Origin of the sequence: Spirosoma sp. 209, assembly GCF_002006735.1 — a bacterium.
Taxonomy (GTDB): Bacteria; Bacteroidota; Bacteroidia; order Cytophagales; family Spirosomataceae; genus Spirosoma; species Spirosoma sordidisoli.
Map to the genome: position 1 here is coordinate 181,934 of NZ_MVEC01000002.1, position 13,477 is coordinate 195,410.

8 protein-coding genes are annotated in these 13,477 nt (G+C 58.3%); 5 read left to right on the top strand and 3 right to left on the bottom strand.

Annotation, left to right across the window (positions count from 1 at the left end; translation table 11 throughout):
• Nucleotides 1-74: 74 nt before the first annotated feature.
• Complete coding sequence (locus B1C80_RS04015) at nucleotides 75-1,472, bottom strand: tetratricopeptide repeat protein (protein ID WP_077919777.1); 1,398 nt, start codon at nucleotides 1,470-1,472, stop codon at nucleotides 75-77.
• A gap of 748 nt (nucleotides 1,473-2,220) precedes the next feature.
• Complete coding sequence (locus B1C80_RS04020; RefSeq protein ID WP_161492713.1) at nucleotides 2,221-2,985, bottom strand: MBL fold metallo-hydrolase; 765 nt, start codon at nucleotides 2,983-2,985, stop codon at nucleotides 2,221-2,223.
• Between the two features lie 349 nt (nucleotides 2,986-3,334).
• Between B1C80_RS04020 and B1C80_RS04025 the strand changes: the two genes are divergently transcribed.
• From B1C80_RS04025 to B1C80_RS04045, 5 genes are all read left to right on the top strand, one after another.
• On the top strand, nucleotides 3,335-4,333 hold the full coding sequence (locus B1C80_RS04025; RefSeq protein WP_077919779.1) for an FHA domain-containing protein: 999 nt from the start codon (nucleotides 3,335-3,337) through the stop codon (nucleotides 4,331-4,333).
• Between the two features lie 503 nt (nucleotides 4,334-4,836).
• Entirely contained in the window at nucleotides 4,837-6,282 is a 1,446-nt protein-coding gene (locus B1C80_RS04030) for a PP2C family serine/threonine-protein phosphatase (protein ID WP_077919780.1), read from the top strand.
• Nucleotides 6,282-7,946, top strand: coding sequence for a serine/threonine-protein kinase (locus B1C80_RS04035; RefSeq protein ID WP_077919781.1), 1,665 nt, complete (start codon nucleotides 6,282-6,284; stop codon nucleotides 7,944-7,946). The genes B1C80_RS04030 and B1C80_RS04035 overlap by 1 nt, the downstream gene beginning before the upstream one ends.
• Nucleotides 7,947-8,001: 55 nt before the next feature.
• Nucleotides 8,002-11,979, top strand: a complete 3,978-nt coding sequence (locus tag B1C80_RS04040) for an FtsW/RodA/SpoVE family cell cycle protein (RefSeq protein ID WP_077919782.1) — start codon at nucleotides 8,002-8,004, stop codon at nucleotides 11,977-11,979.
• 65 nt (nucleotides 11,980-12,044) lie between these two features.
• A complete protein-coding gene (locus tag B1C80_RS04045; protein ID WP_077919783.1) occupies nucleotides 12,045-12,944 on the top strand; it encodes an FHA domain-containing protein in 900 nt (299 codons plus the stop codon).
• Here the strand turns inward: B1C80_RS04045 and B1C80_RS04050 are convergent, their stop codons facing one another.
• Complete coding sequence (locus B1C80_RS04050) at nucleotides 12,945-13,214, bottom strand: hypothetical protein (RefSeq protein ID WP_077919784.1); 270 nt, start codon at nucleotides 13,212-13,214, stop codon at nucleotides 12,945-12,947.
• Between the last annotated feature and the right edge of the window lie 263 nt (nucleotides 13,215-13,477).

A 13,477-nucleotide genomic window follows, 5' to 3' on the forward strand; every position in this document is an offset into this window, starting at 1 on the left:
AACAGAAAACGTCTTGCCGGCGGTCTGAACACCAGCTTTTCAGGCCGCCGGCCCATGTACTGGTTCGGGCTGATTTACTGTTCTTTCTGCTGCTGATATTCGGTTTCGATCATCTTCATGATGAAGCCCGAAATCCACCCAATCTGACCGTTCCGGTGAAAATGAAACTCTTTGGTTTCAGGATTATTCCGACGACATTCTTCCAGGATGCCTCGTAGCAGGGTGGCGCCGGCAATGATTTCGTCGCGTTTAAAGATTTTTTCCCGAACGGTCTTTACATCGGCCTGTGCTTTTTTGAAAACGTCGTCGCTGTCGATGCCGCTCATATCAGGATTCGTGAGCGCTTCGTAATTGCGGATGGCCAGGTCCTGAAACTTCAGCGCATCCTTGTAGCTGAACTGAACGACCGTTTTGTTGGTCTCCTGGGGGTGCAGGTAGGTAATCAGGGCATAGACTATCCCGCCGAACACGTATATTTTACGGCGGTTTTCAAACTCCGGCTTGCGCCCCAGTTCCCGCCCCACCACCGATTGCATCTCGTCCGTATATACCTGCTGGGCAGACTGGGCAACGGGTTTACCACTGTCCTGAATTTTGCGGGTCATGGCCGACGTACCCGGAAAGTCAACATATTCGAACTGATTATCCGCCGTGAAGTAGCCGCCCTTGGTGTTGCCGCTGCCAATATCGAGGGTGGCCGTTGTGAGCCATTCATTCTGGGCAATGGTTCCCCGGACGGTTAGTTCAGCCTCCGTAGCCGCGTCGATAAAAGGGATGTCGTTGGGCCATACCGAACTTAGTTCCGATTTGAGGGCTTTGTTGAGGTCGGGCAGTTTGCTGGCATTTTCCAGCACGGTTTTCAGTCCGCTACTGCCTACGACAAAAACACGATTCCGGACGATGCTCCGTCGGTTGAGGAGTGTATCGAGGTAGCTGCGAACGGCTTTGGCGGTGGCGGCAAAAGCAGCAGGCGTCCCCTCGGCCGCCCCCGTGTTAATCGACTCCGCCTTGATAATTCTAAAATTCGGACGGCCATTGGATGCGTACTGGAGCGCAATTACCGAAACTTTTACCCCTCTGGCCCCGATGTCGATACCGCCGTAAATCTCCTCCTGTTTCTTAAGACCACCTACGAACTTCTGCAGGGCCAATGCGCTGACGCTGTACTTTCCTTTATACAGGTCAAACGCTTTGTTCAGGTAAAAGGTAGCCTGTGTTGCATCATTCATATCCCGGTACAGCCACCCCAGATTTTCGTAGGCTGCCGCCATCCAGTAGGCATCTTTGGCATTTTTGGCTCCGGCAAGTCCCAGGTTCAGATACTTAGCGGCCTGCGTAAACTGGTTAGCTTCCCTCAGCGTGTTGCCAGCCTTAATGTAGCGTAACGCCTGAGCCAAACCAGCAGCCGGTTGGGCCGATACCTTTACCGAAAGAGCAAACAGAAGAAGCAAACCGTAGATCGAGATTTTCATAGTAATTAGCGTTTGGCAGGGGTTACGACACGTTTATAGAACAGGTTAAAACTCGATGCGAAGTGTGGCCCGGTTAGGTGAGACAGAGCCTTGTTTGAAAAAGTAGGTGATTTGTACAGCGCTGAACGTCAGTACCGTCACGATTTGCTCAAAATCGGTTAGCCGACTGTGTTTTCCAGTCGGCTCAGTCGTTTATGGCAGGTCGTTTACTGTTGTTTGTTGGCGTACTCTTCCCGGCAGATACCCAATGCACTCCAGGGCAAACTTCCCCCGGCGCCCGCCGATACGGAGCCAGAAAGAAAGCTTTCTCTGGAAACCACAATCCACGTTCGGTATGGTGTATATACCCCTATTGGTGTCGAAGTAAATCTGACAGCATGTTCTGCGCTACCGCTGGGCGCAGTATAGACTGATCAGTTATTGGCTCTTCTGTCTTACTCGTTGAGTCGGTACCCTGGGTTCCTGCAATGGCCTGTACTATTGCTTCCTGTACAGGCTTTGGTTCTTTAGCTGCGGACTGTGGTGAAGAGCCTGAGGCTCACCATTGCGATGGTAAGACCGTTTAATGATTGTATAAAAATCCGTTGCTTTCCCAGGCTCTCTGATATATTCCGAACAGGGTGAGAAAAGTAACAGCCTAAGAGGGCTTTTTCTAGGAATATTTATTGAGTATGAATGAATTGTTGATGGCTCACACATTCTGCACTGCATTTACCACCGGCCAGCTGGGCCATTTTATGCTGGTCAACTATGTTGTGCCTGTGTTGATCGGTAAGGTGGCGAAGGGTAGCTGGCGGTTGTGATAGAGCAGAAACGTCCAGTTCCCGGCTTCGCCCTGCTCGACCCACCGTTTGCGCGAATCCCGGGCGCGTTTACCGTCGTAGTCGTTCTTGTAAGCAACGTTTCGCCGAAGATACCCGAACTGGGGCACCTCGTCGGCTCCGTAAAACAGGGTTTCGCTGCCTTCCCGAATGGTTATAGTCTGATGAAAAGGCGTGTGCCCCCCGCTCACGGCGTACCATATCTGGTCGTTCAGCTGGCCTTCGTCCGTGTGCAGCCACTCGACCTGAGGGTGATTCTCCAGCACCCGTAGTGTGGGGTCGTGGTACGACGGGTTACCGGTTTGCTGACGGGCAAACGCCAGCTCCCGCTCCTGCACGTAGTAGGTCGCGTTCGGGAAGTTTAGTGCAAACTGGTCGTCGCTCAGCCAGTGGCCGATGCCGCCCGTATGGTCTTTGTGCAGATGCGACAGAATCACCTTACTGATCTGACCGGGCGTAACCCCCTCCCGCTCCAGGGCCGTCAGAATCTGCAGCTGGCCATCGCGACTGTAGCCGAGTCCGGTATCGAGCAGGATGAAGTCGGTCTGCGTACAGACCAGAAACGGCTGTACCGCCACCACCACCCTGCCGGCCAGCTCGGGCGATGATACGTCGGTTTGATCGTCGATGGGCGTAAATACCTTGTCGGCATTTACCGTAAACAGCCCTTCGCGGAGTGCGGTGGTTTTCACAGATGAACAGACAATAAGACGTGAAGATGGGCAGGCGCTTGCGGAGCCGGGCTCGCAGCCACTAACCGGCCTGTTGGTGGCAAACCTACGAAACTAACCCGATAGACGGGCCCCATTGCAGTTCACCAACGGTCGAGGCCCCGTCACTGCCGGGCAGCTGAGGACTGCTGCCTGCCGGTTTTAACCACCGCTTACAAAGATTAGCGACGAAACTGGCGAAGGCCGACTATCTTTCGCGGTTTTCGTTTTACCCTGTAGACGTGCCGGATTTCAAAAAACCGACCTGGTCTGACAGATTTTTTCACCCACACCGTTAACCCTGTAGCAAGCATCCTTCTTGTATTCATCCATGGCCAATCAGCCAACGACCTGGCTTAGTAAACTGGGCAAGCTCCTGGTCCCGACCAGCGACGCCCAGTCCAACCCGACCGCTACCGTTACCAACACGCGGATTCTGCACGAACTGGCAGCCTCGTTCGAGGATTCCATCCGGCGCGAGTCCGTCGGTTCCAGCCTGCTTTTCAACGCCCATTTTCTGATCATTCTGCACCCCGACACCTACGAAGAACGGCAAAATGCGTTTCCGGTCATTGTCAACGAAGCCGTCAACGCCTTCAGGGCTAGTATCGACGCGCAGCAGTCGTCCTATGAACGGGTGGTGCCGGTAGCGTCCAGCTGGTTCTTCAAGTTCGGGGGCGGGCGCGAGTTCGGTGGTGAGCCCGTCAGCCCGACCGATGTGTTCGTGGTGGGGGCGCTGACCGGTATTCTGCCCGGCAACGCACAGAGCCAGACGCCCGACCGGCTCAACGTGACGCGCCGGGTTCGGCAAACCAACCGCTACGAAAAGGTAGACGTGGACCTGAACATGTTCCAGCATATCGACTTCCGCGAGCCGGGCGCGTTTGTGGTTCATTTTGGGTTCGACACGCCCGCGTCCCCGGCCCGGCCGGCGGTAGGCAGCGGCACCCGCATGGCTCCCAGCCAGCCCCAGAAACCCGGCGATGTGCTGGCCGAGATATCGTATTATCTGGCCGAACTGAATAAGGAAGGCAGCTGCCGGATGCGAGACCGCGAAATCGTGATAGCCCGCAAAGAACCCGACAACCAGCATTTCCCGAACTACCTGCTGCTCGAATCGGCCTACGTCTCGAATCCCCACGCCCGGATTCGCTACCACGACGCTTCCGATTCGTTTCAGATAGCCTCGTTCAGCCGCAACGAAACCCGGGTCAACGAGCAGCTGATTGCGCGAAGCGAACCCGCCAGTCCGCAGTGGCACCCACTGCCCGATACGGCGCAGGTGTTGCTCAACAACATGGTTACCCTTCATTTTCAACGTACCGTCTGACCCTATGCTCGATGCCCTGCTTGCGGTGCTGCTGCTCCTGTTTGTCGTCGCCCTCGTCGTTCAGCACTTCCGAAACCTGCCCCGGTAAGTGATGATTTGTGATTGAGTGATTTGTGGATGGCGATTGAGTGGGGGCTGTGGAGGTATGGTTTGCTCCTGGTAGTTTTACCCTTTCGTTTACCCCCGGCCCCATAAAGGGGTTGTTTGGGGAAGTGTTGATAAAAAGGTAAAGCCGTGAAAAGACCGGATTTTCACCCCCAGCCCCTGAAGGGGGAGCCCATTCGGCGGAGCTAACTCCCCCTTCAGGGGCTGGGGGCGAAACGGCAGCCTTTCGAGCCGACTAAAGTCAGCAACTATCTTCCCCAAACAACCTCTTAGCGGGTTGGGGGGTGTGCAGGTAGCCAACAGAAGTCAGAAAATGCCCGACCCAAACAATTCCTTCGGGAGTAGTGCCTGGGGGTAAACGAGGTACCTATACAGTTATTAACCAGTAACCGAATTCGATGTCGTTAGAAATTACCGGTCAGACCGATGTCGGCCAGCGCCGAACCGATAACCAGGATACGTTTATCTGCGCCCCGATCTGGGCGGAAGGCAGTGCGCTGCTGGCGGTGATCGATGGCGTAGGGGGTTATGCGGGCGGAGATCAGGCTGCGGCCATTGCGCAGGAGTCGATTTCCCAGTACATGACCACCCCAACCGGAAACCCGCTGTCGATGCTGCGCGAAGCGGTCGTTTTTGCCAATAACCAGATCAACACCCGGCGGCAGCAGGATCGCGCGCTGGCGCAGATGTGCTGCGTGCTGACGGTTGCCGTAGTCGATAGCCAGTCCGGGAAACTTTTTTTTGCGCATGTGGGCGACACCCGCCTGTACCGCTACCGGCAGGGTACCCTCACCAAGCTGACCCACGACCACTCGCTGGTTGGGGTTCGGGAAGATGCCAGCGAGCTGACCGAAGCCGAGGCCATGCAGCACCCCCGCCGAAACGAGATTCTGCGCGAAGTCGGGTCGGCCGCCCACCGGGTCGACGATCCCGATTTCCTCGAATCGGGCGAATCCGATTTCCGGCCGGGCGATCAGCTCTTACTCTGCAGCGATGGGCTGACCGATATGATTACCCAGGCCCAGATCCGATCGGTGCTGGACCCGAAAAAAGCCCTTCCTGAAAAAGCGGCCGATCTGGTGCAGCTGGCCAACGACGCGGGCGGCAACGATAATATTACGGTCGTGCTGGCTACCAACACCGCCCAACCAGCCCGCCCGCCCATGGCCGACCAGCCCCAGTCGGACCGGGTGGTGGCACCCACCCCACTGCCGCCCCCCGCAACGGCGCCCGCTCCGGCACCCTCCGCATCAGCCCGGCAACAATCCGGCAACCGGGCGGGACGCTGGCTGGTGCTCGGCCTGCTGGCTGCGGGGGTGGCCGGGTTTGTATGGTACCAACATCAGGCAGCAGACCCGACCGGTACGGCCGAAAATGCAAGCGCTCCAGCCGACAGCCTGGCCAGCGGTGCGCCGGCAACCGAACTACGACCGGCCAGTCCGCTCGACTCCCTGCTTCGGGTGGCGTACCGGAGTGCCGACAAACGCCTGGTGCTGCCCCCCGACACCATCCGGCTCAACTCGCCCCTGCTCCTCGCCGATTCGCTGCAGAGCATTGTCGGCACGGAGCGGTTAACGGTACTGGTGCCCGCGGATACGATGCGGTCGGCCGTAGCGTTACGTATACTGCGTGCGGGACCGACTCGTTTAGAAAATATAGTAATCAGTGGCTTTAAGACAGGCATCGAAACCAGCCGCGAAACGAAGCTACAGCTCGTCAAGGTCCATTTTCAGCAGGTAGACCTGCCCATTCGCGCAGAAATCCGGCAAGACAGCTTCCAGAATGCCGTTATTCAGGTTAGCGTACAAAGCCAGACCGATTCACCCAAACCCGTACGTCCCTAATGTCCACCATACGATTCGACACCCGATTTCCTGGCTATGAGGTGCTGAGTGAGCTGGGGCGCAGCAACGCCCGTATCCTCAAAGCCCGTCATCTGGCCACGGGCGAGCTGGTGGCCATCAAGCACTTCGCGCTCAACACCGATGCCGAGACCATTCGCCGGTTCCAGCGGGAGTCGGCCATTATGACCAGCATTGCCCATCCAAATATTGTCAAAGTGCGGGAGGTGCAGGTCGAAGCCGAGCTGCCTTACATCGTTATGGAGCTGATCGAAGGCGGTAGCCTGAAGAACCTCTTTGCCGGTCAGCAACGCATCGACGTACCCACGACGATTCGGCTGGGGTTACAGATGGCCAGCGCGTTCAAAGCCATCCACCCGCAGGGCATCATCCACCGCGATATAAAACCGGAAAATATCCTGTACCGGCCCCTGCCAAGCGGTGAGCTGCATTTTCTCCTCACCGACTTCGGCGTGGCGCGGCTGCATGAACAGTCGACCACCCTGACCGGCCAGTCGCTGATGACCTATGAATACGCATCGCCCGAGCAATTCAATGATCCCAAGGGGGTAGGCATCGCTACGGATTATTACTCGCTGGGGGTCGTGCTGTACGAATGTTTGCACGGCAGCGTACCTTTTGCGCTCGACGATCATTCGGGAATTGTCACGTTCATGAACAAGGTACTGACCGAAGCGCCCCCCGTGCTAACGGTTGATGCGGTCAGTCAGCCGCTCAGCCATTTCAACGATTTGTTGCGGGGGCTGCTGCAGAAAAAAGCCTCCGACCGGATCAGTGACCCCGACGAGCTGACGTGGCTGCTCAAACAGGCCGAGCTGAACTACCTGCAGGCCAACCGGGCCAGCAACGCCCGACCCGTTCCTATTCCGCCAACGGTGACGGTAGCGGGTCCCGCCTACACGCCTTCGCCCGCCCCCGCCACCCCGGGAGCCGGGGTACCAGCTACAACACCCACCGCAACGCGCCCTTCTCAACCGCCAGCCGAGCCCCCGGCCACGAATGCAGCGGCTGCCACACCGGCTCCGCAGCCCCGTCGGCCGCGTCAGTCGGTATCGGGTGGACTGTCGTGGGGGATACTGGCGTTGACCGTGTTACTGGCGGGCGCCGGTGTGTATTACTTCTTCCTGCTCCCGAAACAAAACGGCAACCGGCCAGAGACCAGCACCGAAGCGCCAGTAAGTACGGGCCTCGACGGTATCACCACCGACTCCGCTGCGCTGGATGAAGAGACCCTCCGGCAGCAACAGGAGGAAGCCGAACGGCAGCTCGCTCTGCGCAAACAGCAGGCAAAAGCCGCCGTTGGTGAACTGAGCGCCGAGGTGACCGATTTTAAGGTTGGCTTCTTCGGGGGCATCAAAAACGTGAAGATTCAGCTGCGCAACCCCAGCTCGGTTGACTTTGCGTCGGTGGCGGTACGGGTCAATTACTACAAGGACAATGGCGGCCTGTACAAGTCAGAAAACGTATTTTTCAGCCCCGTTGGCCCCAACATGACCCTGACCCGTACGGCCCCCAACAGCGACCGGGGCGTTCGGGTTACCTGCAAAGTGATTAATCACCAATTTGCGCCCGACCTGGATTCGTTGATGACGATTATGGAAAGCCCCGACGATGACGAATCCGACGAGTCTGACTCCCTCGATTGATCGTCCCGGACCTGCTCCCTTCATCTGATGCGCACAAGCACCACCGTTTGACTGTATGACCCCAGCTTCCCCTTCGTCAGGACGTTTGTATCTGCTCGGTGCTTCCGGCATGCTCCTGCTGCTGTTTGCCCGGCTGTATCTGAACCTGTACCCTGACCTGAACCACGCCACCGACGCCCTGGCCAGCGGGCAGGCCCTCACCCTGACGCCCGGCCTGAAACCGGCCGCTATCCAGCGGTTGCTCAATAGCGGCAACTACTATACCGATCCAAAAGACAGAGCGCTGGTTGCCGATTCGCTGGCTACCAAACTCAACCAGTACGGTGCGCCCGAGAATCTGGGAGCGATCAACAAACGACAGTTCGCCGTGCTGGCTCCCGTGGCCTGGCGCAGCCGGATTGGCGGGGTCGATTTTCAGAGTCGGCTCCAGGCATCCCGCCAGCAGATGGGGTTCGATTCGGTATTATACCGGCAGGAACAAACCAGTCCGCGCCCGTATGCAGCTAGCGTCAGTGCCGGTACAGGCACGGTAGGCCTGTCGGGCCGGGTTCTGCGCGACGACCAGCCGATGGCCGGCGTACTGGTGCAGCTCAGGCAACACCCCGCCACGGCCCGCCCCGATACCCTGCCCGACCGCTTCACCTACGCCCGAACCGATACCGACGGCCAGTTTTCCTTCACGGGTCTGACCGACGGATCGGGCTACAGCGTGGTGCCGATGAAACCCGGGTTTGAGTTCGGGAGCCGCAAAGGAACCAGCCGGCTCAGCCGCGATCCGCAGTTTTCGTTTACCGGCCGACCACATCAGCTCCGGCTCATTGGCTCTATCGTTTACGGCCAGCTCAAGACCGATCATGCCTTTACGGTACGAACGCCCTCGGCCTTCACCGCTCAGTTCTGGGCCATAGCCGGCCTGTTTCTGCTGGCGTTCTGGGCCGTTCAGGGGTTCTGGTCGCTCCGGCGGTTTGCGCCCGACCCGCTGCTGCTACCCGTGCTGATGCTGCTGACGGGCATTTCGATACTGACGCTGCTGGCCATTCAGGACCCGGTGCAGGATATGCTCTACGCCTGGCAAACGCTACAGGGCGTAGCCGCCGGACTGGCCGGCATGGCGGTTCTGTCGCAGCTGAATGTGGGTCGTTTTTACGCCGACTGGCGGTTTGACTGGCTGGTTACGTTCCGAAGCCGGTCGTCGGTGCGGCTGTCGGGCTGGACCTGGCTGGTTCTGGCGCTGGGGCTGGCGTTCCTTACCCTGCTGATCGGGTCGGGGCCAGAAGGCAGTGGCGTTCGGGTTAACCTGTCGGTGCTGGGGTTGACGTTTCAGCCCAGCGAAATCACCAAATACCTGCTCCTGCTGTTTTTTGCCGGGTTCTTCGCAGCCCATGAGCAGCAGCTTCGGCAACTGCCCGACCTGCGCTGGCGATTTGCCGTGAGCGCCGGCGCGCTGGCCGGAGCCGGGATTCTTATGCTGCTGTACCTGCTGCTGGGCGACATGGGGCCAGCGCTGGTTGTGTGCTTTACCTTTCTGCTTTTCTACAGCATTGCCCGCGGTAACCTCCCCCTGACCCTGGCCACCGGGCTGGGCTACGGCGTCGCGCTATGGTTTTTACCGGGCAGTCTGGCAACGCTCTTGACCCTGGCGGCTCTGGTGGTCTACATGGTCTGGCAGGGCGAAGCGCGGTCGCGGACGGCACTGGGCTGGGGCGCTTTGCTGACTGAGGCCCCGGTATTGCTGCTGCTCGTCATGGCCATGTTCACCTTCGGCGATCAGCTGCCTTTCGTGGGCGACCGGCTGGCCGACCGAAAAGCCATGTGGCTCAACCCCTGGGACAACGACGTGTACGGGGGCGATCATCTGGCCCATAGCTTCTGGACCCTGGCATCGGGTGGCTGGACCGGGCAGGGTCTCGGCAAAGGATTTGCCAATGCCATGCCAGCCGCCCATACCGATATGATACTGCCCAGCGTAGGCGAAGAGCTGGGCGGGCTGGGCGTCATTGCCGTATTTCTGCTGATGGGGCTGCTGCTCCATCGACTCTTTCTGCACGCCCGTCGGGCTGGTCAGCCGTTCAGCTTTTTCCTGGTAGCTGGTATCGCCATCTCGACCGGCATCCAGTTTCTGATCATCGCCAGCGGATCGCTCGGGCTACTGCCCCTGACCGGCATTAGCGTACCGTTTCTGAGTTATGGCAAAATATCCCTGATTATCAACCTGCTGGCCATGGGGGTCGTTTTCAGCGTGGCCAACCGACCCGGCCAGGCCGAACAGCGGCAGTATCTGGAGAAACAGTATGACGTAGTACTGATGGCCGGTATCGCCGGTTTTTTGCTGGGAGTAGTCATCCTGATCGGCAGGCTAATGCCGGTTATCGGCTGGCGGGGCGACGAGTACATTGTGCGGCCCGCCCGGGTCGTTACCCGCACCGGCGATCCGGTCTATAGCTACAACCCCCGAATCGAGCGGCTAACGCGCGTGCTGGCTTCAGGTACGCTCTACGACCGGAATGGGCTGGTCCTGGCCACCAGCTCACCGCAACTGATCAACCAGCAGCGCGCCCGGCTGCGGCAGAGCGGGCTGGCCCCCGAGGAGCTGTCCCGCCTGACCCAGAAACGGCTGCAACGCTATTACCCGTTTGGCGAGCAGCTTTTTTTCTGGACCGGCGACCTCAATACCCAGCTTTTCTGGGGTCAGAGCAACGGCTACTATGCCGAAGCGACCCACTTCAGCGAGTTGCGCGGCTTCAACAGCCGACCCCGCAAAACAACCCTGGTCGCCACCCGCTACCGCGCCGACCGGTTCAGCCCATCGGTCCAGCAAACCCGCACGCTATCGGTATATGACTATCGGGAGCTGGCCCCGGCCCTGAGGGCAGGTATCGACAGCCGCGAGGTGGCGCAGCGCAAAGCCCGCAATCGCGACTTGCACCTGAGTGTCAACGCCGAATTACAGGTTAGTCTGCAAAAGGCCCTCGCCCAGTCGGCCTTTACGACCAAACGGCTGTCGGTTGTGGTGATGGATGCGGCATCGGGCGATGTGCTGGCATCGGCCATGTACCCGCTGCCGAACCTGAAAACGCCCGAAACGATGCTGTTACCCGATCGGGATCGGCTCAAACTGCCCTATCTGGTCACCGAACGCGACCTGGGTATGACCTACGCTACCGCCCCCGGCTCAACCGCCAAGATCCTGACGGCAATGGCCGCGTTCAACAAGCTGGGCACGTCGGCGTCTGAAGTCAGTTACCCCATTTCGTGCGCGGAGATCATCCGGCGCGGCACGCGGGAATCGGAACCCTGCGGTGAAACCGTCGACATGCGCCGGGCTATTGTCCGGTCAAGCAACGTTTACTTTATCCGGGCCGCCAACGACAACGCCCTCGACAGCGAACTCGCCGACCTTTACCTGGCTACGGGGATGAATGTCGACCTGATGGGGGGCTATTCGTTCGCGGATACGCATACCGAAGCCGAGCAGCAACAGATACGGCAGCACTGGCGCGACTCGTCGTTTGTCGTTCGGCGTAACTTATACCAGAGCACCCGGTACCCCCGCCGGTACCGCAGCGAGTTTTCGGGGCTGGCCTGGGGACAGGGAAAACTGACCTCAACGCCCGCGTCGCTGGCCCGGATGGCAGCGGCTATCGCCAACAACGGGCGCATGCAACCCTCGCGCTACGTGCTGAAACGGGCCGGCAAGTCACAACCCCTGCTCCCCGCCAAACCCCTGGCCCGACAGGCCGACTATGCTCAGCAACTGACCTCGTTCATGATCGAACAATCGAATCCGGGCGGACGGGCTAAAATCAGTGTGGCCCGGGTAGCCGGTAAGACTGGCACCCCCGAACGCATCGTGCAGGGCGAGCAGCAGAACGACGGCTGGTACGTTTTTTTTGCCCCGACTCCCAACGGCCGTTCGCATACCGTCACGGCCATACGGATCGAGCTGGGTGAGTCGTCGGCCGATGCCGTGCAGCTAGCCAACGAGGTAGTGGCACCGATCCTGAACCAGCGGAATTACCTGGGGAGTTTTTAACCTATAAACCTGACTAACAGCTCCCCGACCAATCCGGCGGGCCGGGCCAACGATACCTTACTGCGATGAGTCTACTGGAAAACCTAAAAAACTGGTTCGGGTTCGGCTCCCCCGGGTCGCGCCCCACGGCTACCCTAACAACGGAGTCTCCATTGCCGGACAAACCGGTTGCTGCCCACCCTGTGCCCGCACCTGCCGGGCCTCCGCCCGCAGCTCAGCGTCGGGAGCAGCTGATCCGGTTTATTGTCAGCAAACTACGGATCTATCAGAACGAGCCGGATACGGTTCCCGTCGGCATTCGGCTGGGTATCCTGAGCAGCGATCCGGAAGAACAGGCCTTGTACAAGGTGGCATTATGGGCCAGCCAGCCGGGGAAATTTCAGCAGGAACTGAGCCGACAACTGGCCGACAACTACATCACACTGCCCAAAAACTGGCTGTTCGATTATACCTTCTTCGCCGACGAGCTGCCTGCCAGCACCTACCGCGACGGCAACATCAGCCTGTTCATCGTCGATAGCTCGAAACCTGACGATTCGCCCGTACTGGGCAAACTCATCACCCTGGTGGGCCAGACAAGGCAGCCTGAATACCTCCTCGATCCCACCCGGCAAACCAGCTTCTGTATTGGACGCGGACAGACTACCCAGACTAACTCGGGCCGGGTTCGCACCAACGATATCGTTATCGTCAATGACGACGATCCCGATTTCGACGCGCAGCGAGGAAAGGGCAATGGCGCCGTTAGCCGGGCCCACGCGTCGATCCGCTACGATAGCGTTCAACGGCGCTACGCCCTGCTGGTCGATCCGGGCGGCTTGCCCGCCAGTGGTAATAAAACCAAGATTATTCACCCGGATGATACCATCGAGCGGGCAGATATCGCCACCCTGGTTTACCCGCTTCAGTCGGGCGACCAGATCGAACTGGGCGGAGAGGTGCTGTTGCTGTTTGAGCTCCAGTAGTTACAGTTTTGTGAAATCGACGGGGTAGCTCATGAGCCCCGGCAGACGGCGACGATCGACAACCATTTTTAGTTGATTGACCGGCATCATTTTGCCGTCGAGCAGGCGTTTGGTTGGGGCAAAAACGGGCACTTCCCAGTAGGCGCCGTTCCACAAAGCGCCTTCGAGGTTGCCGATCTGAGTGGTTAAATGAGGGTCGTTGCGGAAGCTAACAGTAAAGTAGAGATCACCAGGTTTGTGGTTAACAAAGATCGTTGGACGTGTTGCCATGGTGCAGATAGGTATAGGTCTTCAATAAACTTATTTTGTTACTCAATACTTACGAATGGATCCATAAAGTAGTTTTTAAGAGTCACAAAATAAATTTACAAAACATAAAAAACCGCCTTATTTTCGAAAATAAGGCGGTTTTTTATGTGAAAAAAAGTTTACATGTTTATACAACATACTGATTACTAACCAATTCAGCAGTAGTATCAATGCTGTAAGTAATACTATTTTGAACCGAAGAGGCCGATCACCTGGTCATCAAC